At 61.7% G+C, this 17,226-nt stretch carries 9 protein-coding genes and 2 pseudogenes; 6 read left to right on the top strand and 5 right to left on the bottom strand.

What is annotated here, in order from left to right:
- Positions 1-124: 124 nt before the first annotated feature.
- The 4 genes from PSH84_RS20405 to PSH84_RS20390 form a co-directional block, all read right to left on the bottom strand.
- Positions 125-1,156, bottom strand: coding sequence for an HlyD family secretion protein (locus PSH84_RS20405; protein WP_305481687.1), 1,032 nt, complete (start codon positions 1,154-1,156; stop codon positions 125-127).
- A 6-nt stretch (positions 1,157-1,162) separates the two neighbouring features.
- Positions 1,163-2,725 carry an MFS transporter gene (locus tag PSH84_RS20400; protein WP_305481686.1) on the bottom strand — a complete coding sequence of 521 codons (1,563 nt, stop codon included), beginning with the start codon at positions 2,723-2,725 and terminating at the stop codon, positions 1,163-1,165.
- Positions 2,722-4,179: an efflux transporter outer membrane subunit gene (locus tag PSH84_RS20395; RefSeq protein WP_305481685.1), complete on the bottom strand. Its 1,458-nt coding sequence runs from the start codon at positions 4,177-4,179 to the stop codon at positions 2,722-2,724. Before PSH84_RS20395 ends, PSH84_RS20400 begins: the two co-directional genes overlap by 4 nt.
- 676 nt (positions 4,180-4,855) lie before the next feature.
- Positions 4,856-5,236 (bottom strand): response regulator transcription factor, encoded by a 381-nt coding sequence (locus tag PSH84_RS20390; protein WP_122565578.1) that lies wholly within the window; start codon positions 5,234-5,236, stop codon positions 4,856-4,858.
- 348 nt (positions 5,237-5,584) lie between these two features.
- Between PSH84_RS20390 and PSH84_RS20385 the strand changes: the two are divergent.
- From PSH84_RS20385 to PSH84_RS20360, 6 genes and pseudogenes are all read left to right on the top strand, one after another.
- Positions 5,585-11,070, top strand: a pseudogene (locus PSH84_RS20385) (trifunctional serine/threonine-protein kinase/ATP-binding protein/sensor histidine kinase).
- A gap of 134 nt (positions 11,071-11,204) precedes the next feature.
- Complete coding sequence (locus PSH84_RS20380; protein WP_122565576.1) at positions 11,205-11,798, top strand: lecithin retinol acyltransferase family protein; 594 nt, start codon at positions 11,205-11,207, stop codon at positions 11,796-11,798.
- Positions 11,799-11,879: 81 nt separating this feature from the next.
- Positions 11,880-12,531, top strand: a pseudogene (locus tag PSH84_RS20375) (response regulator transcription factor).
- 123 nt (positions 12,532-12,654) lie between these two features.
- A complete protein-coding gene (locus PSH84_RS20370; protein ID WP_305481684.1) occupies positions 12,655-13,917 on the top strand; it encodes a serine hydrolase domain-containing protein in 1,263 nt (420 codons plus the stop codon).
- Between the two features lie 115 nt (positions 13,918-14,032).
- Positions 14,033-15,370: an alginate export family protein gene (locus tag PSH84_RS20365; protein WP_305481683.1), complete on the top strand. Its 1,338-nt coding sequence runs from the start codon at positions 14,033-14,035 to the stop codon at positions 15,368-15,370.
- A gap of 39 nt (positions 15,371-15,409) precedes the next feature.
- Positions 15,410-16,513 (top strand): polyamine ABC transporter substrate-binding protein, encoded by a 1,104-nt coding sequence (locus tag PSH84_RS20360; RefSeq protein WP_122565571.1) that lies wholly within the window; start codon positions 15,410-15,412, stop codon positions 16,511-16,513.
- A 51-nt stretch (positions 16,514-16,564) separates the two neighbouring features.
- Here PSH84_RS20360 and PSH84_RS20355 read toward each other — a convergent pair whose 3' ends face one another.
- On the bottom strand, positions 16,565-17,176 hold the full coding sequence (locus tag PSH84_RS20355) for a TetR/AcrR family transcriptional regulator (protein WP_060742654.1): 612 nt from the start codon (positions 17,174-17,176) through the stop codon (positions 16,565-16,567).
- Between the last annotated feature and the right edge of the window lie 50 nt (positions 17,177-17,226).

Here is a 17,226-nt window from a genome sequence, read left to right as displayed (position 1 = left end):
GAGCTGGCGAAGCCTGCGATCTTTTGATCTTCGCTTGCGATTCAAGTGTCTGGGGAAAGATCGCAGCCTCGTTTCACTCGTCAGCTCCTACAGAACCCAGCTCGTCACAAAAGCCCTGAGGTATTTATCCGTCAGTACGGATCTGTGGGGTAACGGACATCCCCACGCGCAGTTTCGCCGCCGCGGGCTGGTCGGGGTCGATGCGAATGCGCACGGGCAAGCGCTGGACGATCTTGGTGAAGTTACCGGTAGCGTTGTGCGGCGCAATGGCCGAGTAGCTGACGCCGCTGGCTGGCCCCAGGCTTTGCACGGTGCCGGCCAGCGACTCGCCCGGCAACGCATCGACCGTGATGTCCACGACCTGGCCCATCGCGACGCGTGCCAGTTGCGTCTCCCGGAAGTTGGCGGTGATGTAGACGGCGTCGAGCGGCACAATCGCGAGCAAGGGTTCCCCGGTATTCACGAACGCGCCGATGCGCACGGACTTCTGCCCGATCGTGCCGGCTATCGGCGCCGTGATGCGGGTATAGGACAGCTTCAGTTCCTCGATGGCCTGCGTGGCCTGGGCGTGGGTGAGGGTGGCCCCGGCTTTTTCCAGATCGGCCTTGAGGACATCCACTTGCTGCCGGGCCGCCTGTAGACCCGCCTCGCTCCTGTTGCGGCGCGCGAGCTGAATGCTCAATTGCGCCTCGGCCTGTTGTTGCGCTTGCACGGTGCCCGAGCCGTCGTTGGCCAGATTGCGATACCGCGCCTGGTTGGCACTGGCCAGCTTGAGCGCCGCTTCATCCGCAGCCACCGCCGCTTGTGCCTGGGCAATGGCGGTCTGCTGTCGGCTCAGGTGCGCTTGCAGGCTGGCGATGCTGGCCCGGGCACTGGCGACCTCGGCTTTGGCTGCGGTCACCGCGGCGACGAAGTCACGGTCGTCAAGTGTCGCCAACAGGTCGCCTTTCTCGACCCGCTGATTGTCTTCGATCAACACCGTCTCTACCGTACCGGATACTTTCGGCGCGACCGCGGTGAAGTCGGCGTGGACATAAGCATCGTCCGTTGACTGGGTCGAGGCATTGGATTCGGGGCGATTGAGGTAGAGCACCCCAGCGACTGCCACGGCGAGCAGTACGACACTGACGATTTGGGCTTTTTTCGGTAAGGCCATGATGAATTACCCCTGTGAGGAGGAAGATGAGGCGGCCTGCGTGACAGGTGCCGGGATGTAGGCCAGCCGAAGCACGAGGGGAATCAACAGCAGTGCCAGTAGGGCCAGCGCGTGATAGGCATCGGCGATCGACAACACCATCGACTGCTGGCCGACGATTCCCAGCAGGTGTGAGGGCTGCGGCGCAGAGGCCAGGGCATTGCTTGCCAGGGCCGCCTGGTCCAGCAACATTTCCCCATGGAAGCGGCTGCGCACCACCACGAACTGTCCGACCAGCGCCGCGCCGAACAACGACCCGAAGGCGCGCAGGGTGTTGATGGTGCCGGACACATAAGGGCCTTCGGCAGGCTGTACCACGCTGGTGATCAGAAACAGCATCGACACCACTGTCATTGGTTGCCCCAGGGCTTGCAGCGTTTGCGCCACGACGAACTGGTCGCGGTTCCACTCGCTGGTCAACTGCGCGCCGCAAAGGCAGGCCAGGGCGATCAGGCACAGCCCCAAGGCGAATACGAAGCGCGCATCGACCCATTTCTGGTAGAGCAGCAGCGCCACCAAGGCTCCGAGGATTAATTGCGGCAGCGCGACGATCAGCCCGATCGAGGCCATCTGCAACGGGCGATAGTCTTGCAGCGGCCCCAGGTAAATCGCCGGCAGCAGCGAGCTGGACATCAGCACCACCAGCAGCGATACGAACAGAATGCAGCCCAGTCCCAGGTTGCGGCGCCCCAGGATCTGCAACTTGATGAACGGCGAGGGATGAAACCACTCGGTCAACAAGTAGACCGCCAGCAAGGCTAGGCCAGCGACCATTGACGAGGTGATCAACGGCGAGTGAAACCAATCCAGCCGTATGCCTTGATCCAGGGCGACGGTCATCAGGCCAAGCGCCGGGACACCGCAGGCCATGCCGGCCCAATTGGCCTGGCGAAAGCGTGGGCGCTGAACCGGTTCCCTTGGCAGCCCCCAGGCGATCAGGCCGGCAGCGATCAGGGCCAGGGGGATGATCTGCCAGTACACCCAGCGCCAGTCCTGCAGTTCATCTGTCCACTGTCCCGCCAGCCAGATGGCCAGGTTGGGCGCGAAGGTCGCGGTCATCGCGTACATCGCCAGACCGTACAACCGAATGGGCGGCGGCAGGAATTTCAGGGCCGCCATCATCAGCAGCGGGATCGTCGTGCCGCTGGCGACGCCTTGTATAAAGCGCAGGCTCAGCAGCAGGTCGAGGTCGTGGATGAACGGCAGGAGCAGCGCCAGCGAGGTACAGGTGGCGAGCATCCACAGCTCGAGGCGCCGGACCGAGAGCGTCAGGGCAAACCACGCCGAAAAGGGCATGGCGATCAGCTCCCCGGCGCTATACGCCGTGGTGAGCCAGGATGCATCGTCCAAGCCAAAGCCCAACGCGCCTCTCACGTCCGCCAGCGCCAACGCACCGACACGGGTGTTCAGCCCAGCCATCATGGCCGCGAGGAAGATGCCGACCAGGCCAACCAGCGGGCGTTTCGAAGACTGGGTCAAGGGGGCTTCTCGGGGCGCGATCTGCGCGGGCGACAAAGCGAGGCTGTTCATGGATGCAGCTCCGGGTCCCAGCCGCCACCCAGGGACTTATAGAGATTGACCACCGTCAACGTGGCGTTGGTGGCGCTGCTATTGAGGTTGGTTTGGCTGGCGAGCAGGTTCAGTTGCGCCGTGAGGACGCTCAGGTAGTCGGCTGCACCCTGTTGGTAGCCGCGTTCGGCTGCGTGTAGTGCTTGCTTGTTCTGCTCATACGAAACCCGCAACTCGTCGTGTTGACGCTGTTGCGCGGCCCAGGCGTCCAGGGCGTCGTCCACTTCGTGCCAGGCGCGCAATACGGTTTGCCGATAGGCAAGGGCGGCGGTTTTTTGCCGTGATTCGTTCAGGGCCAGGCGTTGCATCAAGCGACCGCCCTGGAAAATCGGCAGATAAACTGTTGGCCCGACGGAAAAGAAGCGAGAGTCCCAACTACTCAGATCACCGCTATCGAACGCTTCCACGCCGATTCGCCCTTTCAAGCCGAGGCGTGGGTAGAAATCCGCCTTGGCCACGCCGATGGCCGCGGTGGCGGCGTGGAGCTGCGCTTCGGCGCGCAGGATGACGGGGCGCCTGTGGGCCAGTTCCGACGGTATCCCGACCGGAACCCGGGTGGGCAGCGAGGGCAGGGGCATGGCTTGGCGCAGTTGTGCATCGAGTGCGCGGGGTGGTTCACCCATCAACAGCGCAAGGGCATTCATCTGGGCGTTGCGACGCTGGGCCAGGTCGGGAAGCAGGGCCTTGATCGTCGCCAGCTGTGCGCGAGCGGATGCGGTTTCGAAGCGTGTCGCCACGCCATTGCGCTCGCGGCTTTCGGCCAGGCCCAGGGTACGCTCGGCGATCGCCCGGTTCTGTTGGGCGATGTCCAGTTGCGCCTGGGTGCCACGCAGTTGCAGGTAGGTCCGTGCCACTTCGGCGGACAGGGCAATCCGAGCGGCTTCGCGATCATAGACTGTCGCCTCCAGGGTCGCCGCCGCACTTTCGCGCGCGCGACGGGCCCGGCCCCACAGATCGATTTCCCAACTGGCATCGAAGCCCAGCTGCCAAAAATTGCTGGGGGCCGTGGGAGCGCCCAGTGCGGCGAACTTGCCATGTTCGCTGAGCGCCTCCCGGGCGTAGCTGGCGTTGGCACCGACGCTGGGCAGCAGTTGCGAAGCGGTAATCCCCAGTTGCGCCCGGCTTTGATCGATGCGATCGGCGGCCATCTGCAAATCAAGGTTGCGGGCTTGTGCCCGTGATTGCAGTTGGGTGAGCAGCGGGTCGTTGAACAGTTGCCACCATTGGCTGGGGACGGCGGCAGGGAGCAGGGCAGTGTCGCTCCCGTGCTCGGGTCGGGGCGTCAGTTGTGCGGCGTCAAGTTCGCTCTCGGGCTTCATGAAGTCGGGGCCCACCGCACAGCCGGTGAGGAGGAGTGGGGTGAGCACGATCATGGGTTTCAAGCAGCGTTGAAGTAACTCGAAAAAAACCGACATGGGCAGTTCCCCGCAAGGTTGCAGCGCAGCTGCGCGAGCGTGCGCCTGGGCTCAATCGATCCTGGATAGCGAGTCGTCCGCTGTGGGGTCATGGTATTGAGCGATTGCGGCGAGGGCACTTCTACATCGGTTCAGCCAAGCCATACCTCAGTGGTGGGGATGTATACGAAGGTATGTGTTGGACCGGGGGGCAGGGTGTTCAGCCATCGTGGTTAATGGAGCACCGAGATCAATGTCCTGCGCGAGGCGGCCTGACAGCCGGCCTGGTTTTTGCGAACGCATTTAGCCTTTGGGAGCGAACCTGCTCGCGATGAGGCCAGCAAGCCCAACATCCATGTAACTGAGCCACCGCCATCGCGAGCAAGCTCGCTCCCACACTGGATCTCCAGTAGACACAAAACTCATGAGCACCACAAAACCTGTGGGGGCGAGCTTGCTCGCGATGAGGTCAGCAAGCCCGATATCGATGTGACTGAGCCACCGCCATCGCGAGCAAGCCCAACATCCATGTGACTGAACCACCGCCTTCACGAGCAGGCTCGCTCCCACAGGAGAAACGCGGTCTCACCAAGAACCAGGTCGGCTCTCAGGCCGCCTTGTGGCCCCCGGAGCAATGCCTTCGTTCGGGCATGCCGAGCCTAAGCGAGGCAGAAGCGCTTTGGTTACTTTCGTGCTTTCAGTGTGTCGGACGCAGCGCCACCTCGATGCAGTCCAGCAGCTTGTCGGCATCACAGGGTTTAGGCAGGCAGGCGACCAACCTCGGTATGTGTGCACCAAGGTCCGGGTAAGCGGTAATGAAAATGGTGGGGATCCGCAACCCCATGGCACCGAGCCGTTCATGCAGCTCAACACCACTCATGCCCGGCATCTGGATGTCGGAAATCAGGCAGTGCGTGCCTGCCGGGGCATTGGCGTCAAGGAACTCGATGGCACTGCAATAGGTTCGAACCTTGTAACCACTGGAACGCAACAGGCTATCCAGGGCTGTCCGAACGGATTCGTCATCGTCAACAACGGCGATAGTTGTCGTGTTGCGCATCTGCGTGGCTTGCGTCATAGGGGTCGCTCGTAACAGCGCCTGTCGTGACTACACGATACGCGGTCCCATAAGGCGCAGAAGTATACCTACGTATAACGCGCTAAAACCAAAGGGTTGGCGCCGGGTGCCGGGTATGTCGCCCGGCCACGAAAAAATTGTGAAGGGCTTTCGTGAAGCGCTAATCTAGAGGGCGCAACACGCCCCGTCCTGGATCCCGGCACACGCTTCACCTTCAGGCATCCAGCGCAGCCACGGAAGTCGCCTCCAGGCGACGACATCGGCAAGTGCGACATGACACTGGACGACAGCCGACGGCAAAGTGCGGCAGAACAGACAATAGTGTTCCTGTGCCGATGGAATAACAGCATGCAAATATTATGGGACGATGGTGAGCGTATCTTCTGTCGAGAATTGCGCTCGGGTACAGACGGCGACAACACGGTCCTGGTGGCCCGGCCCGCCACCGAACAACCTCGCCCCGGCTGCCTTGAGCGGCTCACCCATGAGTTCGGCCTGAAGGATGAACTCGATCGCGCCTGGTCGGTGCAACCGCTCGACATGGTGCGCGAAGGGCCCCAGGTGCAACTGGTGCTCGAGGATCCCGGTGGCGTGCCGCTCGTGCAACTGCTGATCGCACCGATGGAAACGGCGACGTTCCTGCGTCTTGCGGTGAGCATTGCCGTAGCGCTGGGCAAGCTCCACCAGCGTGGCATCGTCCATAAAGATATCAAGCCCAGTCACATCCTGGTGAACTGCGCCGATGGCCAGGCCCGACTTACCGGGTTCGGCTTGGCCTCGCGACTGCTGCGGGAACGACAGGCCCCCGAAACCCTGGCTGGCACGCTCGCCTATATGGCCCCCGAGCAGACCGGCAGGATGAATCGCTCGATCGATTCGCGCAGTGACCTCTATTCCCTCGGTATCACGCTGTACCAGATGTTGACCGGCTCGCTGCCGTTCACCGCGTCCGACCCGATAGAGTGGGTTCACTGCCATATCGCAAAAAAGCCCTTGGCGCCCAGCGTGCAGGTCGAAACCATCCCCGAGATGCTGTCCCGGATTGTCATGAAGCTGCTCGCCAAGACCGCCGAGGAGCGCTACCAGACGGCCGCGAGCGTCGAACATGATCTGCGCCGTTGCCTGGCGGAGTGGACGCAATCGCGGCACATCGAGGCCTTTGCGCTGGGTGAACAGGGCGCATCCGATCGGCTGTTGATCCCCGAGAAGCTCTACGGCCGTGAGCGTGAAGTCCAGACGCTGGTCACGGCGTTCGGTCGGGTGGTCGAAACCAGCGCGCCGGAACTGGTGCTGGTGACCGGCTACTCCGGTATCGGCAAGTCCTCGGTTGTCAATGAATTGCACAAGGTCCTGGTGCCGCCGCGGGGACTCTTCGCCAGTGGCAAGTTCGATCAATACCGGCGCGACATTCCTTATTCGACCCTGGTGCAGGCCTTCCAGAGCCTGGTGCGCACATTGCTGGGCAAGAGCGACACGGAGCTGGCGAGTTGGCGCGATACGTTGTTGGAGGCGCTGGACGTCAACGCGCGGCTCATGACCGATCTCATCCCCGAACTCAAACTCATCATCGGCGAGCCGCCGGCGGTCCTGGCCCTTGACCCTCAACAGGAACAACGCCGATTCCTGTTGGTGTTCAGGCGTTTCATCGGGGTGTTCGCCCGCGCGGACCATCCGCTCGCCCTGTTTCTCGATGACCTGCAGTGGCTGGACGCGGCAACGCTGGACCTGCTGGAGGATCTGCTGATCAGCGCCGATGTGCGGCACCTGATGCTGGTGGGCGCCTACCGCAGCAACGAGGTGGATGCCTCGCACCCGCTGACGGGCAAGCTCAAGGCCATTCGGAATGCGGGGGGCAAGGTCAGTGAGATCACTCTGGCGCCCCTCGCCAAGGAGCATATCGAGCAGTTGATCGCCGAAGCCCTGCATGACGCGCTTCATCGCATCGAGCCGCTGGCGCAACTGGTGCTGGACAAGACCGCAGGCAATCCGTTCTTCGTGATCCAGTTCCTGCAGGCCCTCGCTGACGAGCGATTACTGACCTTCGACCACGAGGTCCGGCAGTGGTGGTGGGATCCGCAGCGCATTCACGCCAAGGGCTACACCGACAATGTCGTCGACCTGATGGTCGGCAAACTGGCCCGCTTGCCGGCCGACACGCAGCAGGCGCTGCAGCAACTGGCCTGCCTGGGAAACGTGGCCGGGCTCAAGGCGCTTGCCACCGTTTTGGACATCCCCGCGGCGCAAGTCCGGGCGGTGCTGTGGGAGGCGGTTCGCCAGGAACTGGTCGAGTGGCTCGACGATGCCTATGGATTCGTTCACGACCGTATTCATGAGGCCGCCTACTCGCTGATTCCCCAGGCCGCGCGTGCCGAGACGCACCTGCGCATCGGACGGCTGCTCACGGCGCAAACGGGCGCGCAAGCGCTTGAAGAGACGATTTTTGAAATCGTCGGCCAGCTCAATCGCGGCGCGGCATTGCTCACCGACCGGGTTGAGCGGGAGCAGTTGGCTGAATTCAACCTGATGGCCGGCCAACGGGCCAAGGCCTCGACGGCCTATGCTTCGGCACTCAACTACCTGGCCACTGGTGCGCAGTTGCTGGATGAGGATTGCTGGACATGTCGTCATGAATTGATTTTCGCGTTGGAATTGAACCGGGCCGAATGCGAGTTCCTTACCGGGCAACTCGGTGCCGCAGACGAACGCCTGAAGGCCCTTGCCGATCGCGCCTTGACGGTGATCGAACGGGCCAACGTGGCGTGCCTGCTGATGGACGTCTACCTGCTCCTGGATCGCAGCGATGGTGCGGTGGCTGTCTGTCTCGACTATCTGCGTCATGTGGGGATCGAGTGGTCGGCCCATCCGAGCGACGACGATGTGCGAGACGAGTACGACCGCATCGGCGAACTGCTGGGCGACCGGGCCATCGAGGACCTCATCGATCTGTCGTTGATGAAGGACGCGACGTCCCTGGCGACGCTCAACGCACTGGGCAAGCTCTTTGCGCCGGCGTTGCAGAGTGAAGCGAACCTGGCGGACCTGTTGATCTGCAAGGCGGTCACCCTGAGCCTGGAGCAGGGCAACTGCGATGCGTCCTGCGTGCTGTACGCCAATCTGTTCCGGGTCGCGGGCCGGCGGTTCGGGGACTACCAGCTAGGGTTCCGCTTCGGCCAGCTCGGTTGCGACCTCGTTGAAAAACGCGGCCTGAGGCGATTCGAGGCCAGCACTTATCTGTGCTTTTCCTGTTTTGCCGTGCGTTGGATGAAGCCCGTGGGGCAGTGCCGGGACCTGTTGCGTCGGTCGTTTGCGGCGGCGAACCGGATCGGCGACCTGCCGTACGGAGCGTATGCGGGCAATAACCTCACCGCCGATCTGCTGTTCGCTGGCGAGCCGTTGGCCGATGTACAGGGCGAAGCGGAGCGGGGCCTGGCCTACGCCAGGACGGTGCACTTCGGGCTGGTGACGGACTTTATCATCGCGCAGTTGGCGCTGATCCGGATGCTTCGCGGCGTGACGCCTGACCTTCGGCAGCCTGGACGATGGCCAGTTGAGTGAGCCGATCATCGAAACCCATTTGTCCAGCAACCCGGACCTGGTGCTGGCTGAATGTTTGTACTGGGTCCGCAAACTGCAGGCCCGCTACCTGGCTGACGATCCTGAAGCGGCCCTGGCAGCGGCGGCAAAGGCCCAGGGTCTGCTCTGGGTTTGCCAGTCGTTCTTCGAGGAGGCCGAATACCATTTCTACGGCGCCCTGGCGCGAGCTGCCTGTTGCGACCGTGTGCCGGTGGATGAGCGCGAACCTTACTGGGTAGCGATGGCGGTCGATCACCGTCAACTCCAGACGTGGGCGCAGCAATGTCCGGAGAACTTCGCCAGCCGCACCGCATTTGGTCGGTGCTGAAATTGCCCGGGTCGAAGGGCGTGTCATCGACGCCGAGCTGCTGTACGAGCAAGCTATCCAGGCCGCACAGGACAGCGGTTTCGTCCATATCGAGGCGTTGGCCAATGAACTCGCGGCGCGCTTCTATGCCGCCCGTGGCTTCGGCAAAATCGCCCGTCTCTACCTCCAGGATGCCCGCTACGCCTACCAGCGTTGGGGCGCCGACGGCAAGGTGCGACAGCTGGAGAACACCTATCCGTCGCTGAGGACCGAAGCGGCTGTGCCCGGTCCAACGACGACGATGACGACACCGGTCGAGCACCTGGATCTTGCCACCGTGCTCAAGGTCTCCGAGGCGGTGTCCGGTGAAATCGTGCTGGATAAGCTGATCGACATGGTCATGTGCACGGCGATTGAACAGGCCGGCGCCGAGCGCGGGTTATTGATTCTGTCGAACGAAGGCGAGCACCGTGTCGCGGCGCAGGTGACCACCGGCAACCACGCAACGCAAATCCACAATGCCCCGGTGAGCGCGGCACTGTTGCCGGAGTCGATTCTCTACCACGTCCTGCGCACTGGAGAGAGCGTTTTTCTTGACGATGCCCAGATCGCGGCGCCGTTTGCCGCAGACCCCTACATCCGCCAGCAGCATGCCCGCTCGATTCTCTGCGTGCCGTTGCTGAACCAGGCCAAGCTTGTCGGCGCGCTCTACCTGGAAAACAATTTGGTCGCCCATGTATTCAACCCAACCCGGATCGCCGTGTTGAACCTGTTGGCATCCCGTGCGGCCATTTCGTTGGAAAATGCCCGTTTGTACCGTGAGGTCGCCGGGCGTGAAGCGAGGATCCGGCGCCTGGTAGACGCCAACATCATTGGGATTCTGTTTTGGAACGCCGATGGCGACATTATCGAAGCCAACGATGCCTTTCTGCGCATGGTCGGCTACGAGCGCGAAGACTTGGCCTTGGGCCGCCTGGGCTGGCGGGACCTGACGGTGCCGGAATTCCGGGAACTGAGCGAACGCTCCTTGGCCCAGGCGCTGCTCACCGGGCACGCCCGGCCCTATGAAAAGGAATATTTTCGCAAGGACGGCAGCCGCCTGCCGGTCATCGTCGGCTTGGCGCTGTTCGAGCCCAACAGCCGGGAAGGGGTCGCGTTCGTGTTGGACCTGACCGAACGCAGGCAGGCCGAAGAAAAAATCCGCGAAAGCGAGCGACGTTATCGCGAGGTGCAAACCGAGCTCGCTCACGCCAACCGTGTCGCGACCATGGGCCAGTTGGTGGCTTCGATCGCCCATGAAGTCAACCAACCGATTGCCGCAACGATCCTCAATGCCGATGCCGCGCTGCGTTGGCTGAACACCCAGCCCCCTGAAATCGAGGAAGTCCGCCAGGTGCTGGGGCGTCTCATCTTCGACGCCAATCGCGCCGCGGACGTGCTGGGCCGGATCCGTGGGCATATCCGCAAGGCGCCACCGCAAAAAGGCCCAGTGGACATCAACGGTGCCATTGGCGAAATGATCGAGTTCACCCGTGGCCAGATCATCAAGCGTGGCGTCTCGATCCAGACGCAATTGGCCTCCGGCTTGCCGCTCATCGAGGGTGATCGGGTCGAGTTGCAACAGGTGTTGCTCAACCTGATCATGAATGCGCTCGAGGCGATGAGCAGCGTCAACGAGGGCGAACGGCAGTTGTGGGTCTGTGCAACGTTGGCGGAGGCCGGTTGGGTACTGGTGAGCGTGAGCGATTCGGGGCCGGGGTTCGCCTCGGAAAATGTCGATCAAGTGTTCACTTCGTTCTACACCACCAAACCCACCGGCCTGGGCTTGGGGTTATCGATCTGTCGTTCGATCATCGAGTCCCACGGCGGCCGCTTGAAGGCCAGTGCCAACCAACCCCGTGGCGCTACCGTTCAATTCACGTTGCCCATCGTCCAGGGGCAAATGCATGCCTGAGGTCTGGACAGCGTCCGATTCATACTTAGGTTTAAAAGCCGCATATCAATAGATCACCGGCACCACTCCCACGTACAAATGCAACTGCGCAACCCCGGCGATAGATTGGCCTCAAGGGTTGCGGAGTATGCGCCATGATCGATTTAACTCACCGGGCAATGGATGGACTTTCTGCGCTTCGTTCGATCGCGCTGATTTTCATGACGCTCGTGACGTCGAGCGCTTTCTATCGCCTGGGGACGCCGATGCTTGACGGGCAGATGTGCGCAGCGGCCTGCAACCGCGGCCTGTCTGACATGGCCTTGAAGTGGGTGCATGTCGAACAGGCGGGGGACACGTTGCCGATCGGCGCGCACCTGATCAGTCCACGCGGATTCTACCTGCATCACGGGATCTACCTGGGCGGCGCGAAAGTCGCTCACTACTCCGGGTTCAGCGGTTCGCTGAGATCCGGCCCCATCGAAGTGATCGAGCTTGAACATTTCGCCCATGGCAAACCGGTCTGGATAGCGCAAGAGCCGTATGAATATTCCAACGATGAAGTCGTCAAGCGGGCGCGTTCACGGCTCGGGGAAAACCAATACCGGATCCTGTCCAACAACTGCGAGCACTTTTGCAACTGGTGCATCAGCGGAAAACACTACAGCGCCCAAGTCGATGCCTACTTCCAGCGTCCCCGTTATCTTTTCGCTTTTATTTCGATGTTGGAACCGCATCTGATTGCCTAGTTTCTCCCCAGGGCACGGGGCAAGTCACGCAAGGTCGCTGTGCTACACTTTTTTTCGTTTCACTCGTCGGAAGGGGCGTGAATGAACGGTAATTCTTCATCCAATGAGCCGGGTTTCAAAGGTTCCATTGTGTTCGTGGTGGATGACGATGCCTCCATGCGCGATGCGTTGAGTAACCTGCTGCGCTCTGTCGGGATTCGCGTCGAGACATTTGCTTCCACGGCGGAGTTTCTTCGGCAACCAAAGACCGAGTGCCCCAGTTGTCTGGTCCTCGATGTGCGACTGCAAGGCGCCAGTGGCCTTGACTTCCAGGCGCAGTTGGCGGAGTCGGATTCGAATATCCCGATTATTTTCATCACCGGCCACGGCGACATCGAGATGTCAGTCAAGGCGATGAAGGCCGGTGCCGTGGATTTCCTGGCGAAACCTTTCCGTGAACAGAATCTGTTGGATGCAGTGTCCGCCGCGCTTCAGGCGGATGTCCGGCGGCGGCAAGTCGAGCAACAGTTTTCCGATTTGCATGCCCGCTACCAGACACTCACCGTGCGTGAAAAAAGAGGTCATGGGTTTTGCGGTCACGGGGCTGATGAACAAGCAAATTGCCGGGCAGATGAACCTGAGCGAAATCACCGTGAAGATCCATCGCGCCCACGCCATGAAAAAAATGTGTGCCAAGTCGTTTGCGGACCTGGTCCGGATGGCCGAAGCATTGGGCACGGGGCAGAGTCGATGAGGGTTCACGAATTGAAGGCTGATAAGTAATGTAGATAAAAAGTTTTATTGACTAAAAAATTACATCGGGTAATTATTCCCCTGCATCTGCTTTCACGCAGAGTCATTTCGCAGGGGCAACCCAATGAATCAGAACACCGTGCCTTCACTGGCCAGTCTTTACGTCGAGACTCACGAATCGCCCTCTGACGCGCGCCTGGCGCCTTCGCTCATGCAAGGCTTTCCCGCCGACCCCCACCACCGTGTCACCTGGCATAACTGGATGAGCCCACCCTTCAACCAATGGGGCTTCCGCAATCTGGCGCGCTTGCGCCCCTCCATCGACGTGCAGGCCGGCACCGGGCCGGTCAGTGCATTCAAACAGGCGCTCCAGCCGCTGGATGCGCTGCACTTCGACAGCGAGTGTGGCTTGAGCATCAGCGTGATCGATCACCTGATCGCCAGCCAGACCGATGCGTTCCTGGTCCTCAAGGGCGACACCGTCCTGTTCGAGCGCTACTTCAACGGCCAGCGCCCCGAGGACCGGCACATCATGTTTTCGGTGACCAAGTCGCTGATCGGCACCCTGGGCGAGCAACTGGTCTGCGAAGGCTTGCTGGACCCGACGTTGACGGCCGCTCATTACGTACCGGAACTGACGGGCAGCGCCTTCGGCGATGCGACCGTGCGCCAGCTGTTCGACATGGCCGTGGCCGTCGATTACAGCGAGGTCTATGAGGACCCTGATTCAGAGAGTTCCCAATACGGCTACGCCTGCGGTTTCCAGCCAGCGCCGGCGCAGTACACGACGTTCGAATCCCTGTACCAATACTTGCCGTCATTGAGAAAGCGCGGCAGTCACGGTGGCTTTTTCCATTACGTGACGGCCACCACCGAGGCGTTGGCTTGGGTCATGGAGCGGGCGTCTGGCAAGGCGTGTCACCAATTGCTGCAGGAGATCTGGAGCCAGTTGGGCTGTGAGCGTGACGGCTACTTCCTGGCCGATCCCTGGGGCCGTAGCGTGGCCGGTGCCGGGTTCAGCGCGACCTTGCGGGACATGGCGCGGTTAGGCTGCTTGCTGGCCAACGATGGCCGCCAGGGCGGGCGACAACTGCTCTCGGCCGAGGCGCTTGCCGGTATCGCCGCCGGGGCCGATCCCGCGATCTATGCCGCCTGCGCCGACTTCTCGAGTTGGACCCCCGGCGCGTCCTACCGCAGCCAGTGGTATGTCTTCAACGACCACAGCCAGGCGCTCATGGCCGGTGGCATCCACGGCCAATACCTGTTCATCGACAAACCGTCCGGCGTGGTGATCGTCAAGCAGTCGTCCCTGGGCGAAGCCGTGAGCCCGTTCGACGGTGACAGCGTGCGCATGCTGCGTGCCATCGCGGCGCAACTGACGCCCTGAGTTCATCCGATAAACACAACAATTTCGTTCCGTTCACCTGGCCCGGCCAGGTGTTGGCGCGGGTTTGCGCCGCCATTCACTGCCCTGTAACAACAATAATCAACAGGAGCTTCATATGGTTTCCATGACGCGTTTGTCCCGAACGTTCCTCGTGCTCGGTTTACCCTTGACCGCCCAGGTTGCCTGGGCGGGCTACACCTTCGAGGAGGGCAACCTCAAGGGCGAGGTCAACTTAACGGCCGGTGGCGCAGCCGTGTCCACCCGCAACGTCAACTTTGGCGGCGGCGTGGTGGACATGCGCAGCGGCAAGAATGGCGGCACGAAAATCGACTGGCAGGAGTTCTACGTTAAGCCGGGCATCAAGTTGGAATACGCCGTACAGCCGGATTTCAGCCTGCTGGCCGGCGGCTCCCTGGTGGGAGCGACCACCTTCGGTGATGGCGATGCCGGTGGCTTCACCCGCAGTTCCGACGGCAAGGTGTCGACCGAAGAGTTCTATGGCGGTTTCCGGGCCGGCGAGTGGACGGTCACGGGTGGTCGCCAGAATTACATGATCGGCAACGGTTTCATCGTGATGGATGGCAACCTCGACCAGTTGAACGACGGCGCCTATTGGCTCGCCCCACGCACCGCCTTCAAGGATTCGGCGGTGGTCGCCTGGGACCATGGCGCGTGGAAGGTCCAGGGCTTCAGCCTGGGGACCGACAGCGACCTGGGTGACTTTCGCATGAGCGGCGTGAACCTGGACTACAACCTCGACGACCAGGTGACGCTGGGTGCCACCGCGTTGAAGGTCAAGGCCATGGGGCCCAAGGGCAGCACGTTGCCGCGTCGCCGCGATGGCATGCTGGTGTACAACGTCAGGGCGTTGGGCGCCAAATTCCCGGGCATCCCGGACCTGACCCTCAATGCCGAATATGCCTTGGAGCGAGGCAGCGGCGAAGGCGTGGACTACGACGCCAAGGCCTGGTACGGCCAGGCGGATTACACCTTCAGCACGCTGCCGTTGACCCCGGTGATCGGCTACCGCTACGCGAGTTTTTCCGGCGACGACAACCTCACCGACAACCGTCAGAAAGCCTGGGATCCGTTGAGCAAGGGCTTCGTCGACTGGAGCACCTGGCTGATCGGCGATGTCGTCGGCAACTACCTGATGTTCAACAGCAACGAAAACGTCCAGCAGTTCTCACTCAAGACCCACCTCAACGAAACCCTCACCCTCGGTGCGATCCACTACCAGTTCTGGCTCGACGAAAAAAACTACATGGGCACCGCCGTCAGCGACAAACGGTTTGCCGACGAGAGTGTAGTCTTCCTGGATTGGGCGCCGTCGAAGTCGTTGTCCACCTCGCTGTCGTATAACTGGGTCAAGCCCATGGCAGCGGCCAAACAGGTCTTCGGCGACGACCGGAAATTCAGCGCGCTGGAACTCTACTTCACCTATCGCTATTAAGTGCCGCGAGCCTTCGCGGCCGCGCTGGAGTGTTTGATCATGAACATGTTTTTGCGCAACACCTTGCTGGGCGCTGTCGTTTCGATGCTGGTCAGTGGCGCGAGCCTGGCCGAAGAGCGGACGGTGCGAATCTACAACTGGATCGAGTACCTGCCACCGGAAATCCTCAAGAGTTTCGAGGAGGAAACCGGCATCCGCCCCATCTATGACGTCTTCGACAGTGTCGAGACATTGGAGTCCAAGCTGCTGACCGGCAACTCCGGGTATGACGTGGTCTACCCGAGCAGTTCCAACGTCAGTCACCTGATTGCCGCCGGCGCCGTCCAGCCCCTGGACCGCAGCCAGTTGCCGAACTGGCAGCATCTGGACCCCGAGTTCATGAAGTCGCTGGAGGCGGTGGGTGATCCGGGCAACCGCTATGCAGCGCCGTACCTGTGGGGCACGACCCTGATCGGCTACAACGTCGACAAGGTACGCCAGGTGCTGGGGGCCGATGTGCAAATGAACACTTGGGACATCCTCTTCAAGGAAGAGAACATGGCCAAGCTGGCCAGTTGTGGCGTCGGCCTGCTGGACGCCGCCAACGAGATCGTGCCCATTGCCTTGCACTACGAAGGGCTGGACCCCAATAGCCAGAAACGTGAGGACTATGCAAAAGCACAGGCGGCCATGCTCAAGGTTCGCCCCTATATCACCTACTTCAATTCGTCGCGCTATGGCATGGACCTGGCCAACGGCGAGATCTGCGTAGGAGTGGGTTGGTCCGGTGGGGTGGCCCTGGCCAAGCGACTGGCCGAAGACGCAGGGAAGGGGGTCAAGGTGGAAATGGCGTTGCCCAAGGAAGGCGCGCCGATGTGGTCGGATGTCATGATGGTGCCCACCAACGCCCCTCATGCCAAGGAGGCCTACGCGTTCATCAACTACATCTTGCGTCCGGATGTCATTGCGCGAATCAGCAACAAGATCGGTTACCCCAACCCGAACAAGGAGGCCACGGCGTTGGTCAATGCCGACATTCGCAATAATCCCGCCATGTATGTGCCGGACGAGGCGCGCAAGACTCTGTTTGCCTTGGAGCCGGTGCCAGCCGCCGTGGAGCGGATCCGCACCCGCACCTGGACTGGCATCAAGACTCATCGCTGATCAGCGTGACCCGGCGTTGCGGCGCCGGGTCCGTATCGGTGGGTGACGCCCTCAGGCGCGCATGCCCAGGAAGAGCAATTCGGTGATCCGCCGGACCTGGGTGGAGTGTGCCTCAATGTCCGGTTGTTCCTGGTTGACCAGCCTGAACAGCTGCAAGTGCGAATAGTCGTTCAGCAGGAACGCGGCAAGGTCGACGTCCAAGTCGGCGCGCAGTTTGCCGGCCTGTTGCAATTCCCTGATCAGCCCACTGATTTCCGCCCTGAGCGCATCGTTCATGGCGCGATACCCCTCCGGCAGCCCGTTGTCGCCACCAAACAGGATCAGCGGCAGCAACTCGCGCCACAGGCTCGGGTGCATGACCTCCAGTGCGTAGCCGGTCAACAGCCGCTCCAGATAACACAACGCCTCGACCGGGTCTTCGATTTCAGGCATCTGGCTGCGGGTATCCGTGAGCGCGCGCTGGTCGGCGTCGTGGAGGATTTCCAGGATGATCTCCTGTTTGTTGCCGAAGTACTTGAACACCGTGGGCGCCGATACGCCGGCCTGGCTGGCGATCTGTTCGATGGTGGTGTTCTGGAAACCCTGACGCTCGAACAGTTCGACCGCCGCCTTGCTGATGGCTTGCCGGCGTTCGGCTTTTTGACGTTCACGCAGTCCGCTCACGGGAGGTCCTTGTTGGAAGAAGAGGTTAAGTGCCTTGGCGCAGCAACCCT

This window comes from Pseudomonas beijingensis, assembly GCF_030687295.1.
Lineage (GTDB): Bacteria > Pseudomonadota > Gammaproteobacteria > Pseudomonadales > Pseudomonadaceae > Aquipseudomonas > Aquipseudomonas beijingensis.
This window is presented reverse-complemented; position numbering and strand designations above follow the sequence as displayed.

Coding starts and splice junctions, on each gene's coding strand:
- PSH84_RS20365 (WP_305481683.1), top strand. CDS start 14,033: ATGGTTTCCATGACGCGTTTGTCCCGAACGTTCCTCGTGCTCGGTTTA.
- PSH84_RS20380 (WP_122565576.1), top strand. CDS start 11,205: ATGATCGATTTAACTCACCGGGCAATGGATGGACTTTCTGCGCTTCGT.
- PSH84_RS20395 (WP_305481685.1), bottom strand. CDS start 4,179: ATGTCGGTTTTTTTCGAGTTACTTCAACGCTGCTTGAAACCCATGATC.
- PSH84_RS20390 (WP_122565578.1), bottom strand. CDS start 5,236: ATGACGCAAGCCACGCAGATGCGCAACACGACAACTATCGCCGTTGTT.
- PSH84_RS20400 (WP_305481686.1), bottom strand. CDS start 2,725: ATGAACAGCCTCGCTTTGTCGCCCGCGCAGATCGCGCCCCGAGAAGCC.
- PSH84_RS20405 (WP_305481687.1), bottom strand. CDS start 1,156: ATGGCCTTACCGAAAAAAGCCCAAATCGTCAGTGTCGTACTGCTCGCC.
- PSH84_RS20360 (WP_122565571.1), top strand. CDS start 15,410: ATGAACATGTTTTTGCGCAACACCTTGCTGGGCGCTGTCGTTTCGATG.
- PSH84_RS20370 (WP_305481684.1), top strand. CDS start 12,655: ATGAATCAGAACACCGTGCCTTCACTGGCCAGTCTTTACGTCGAGACT.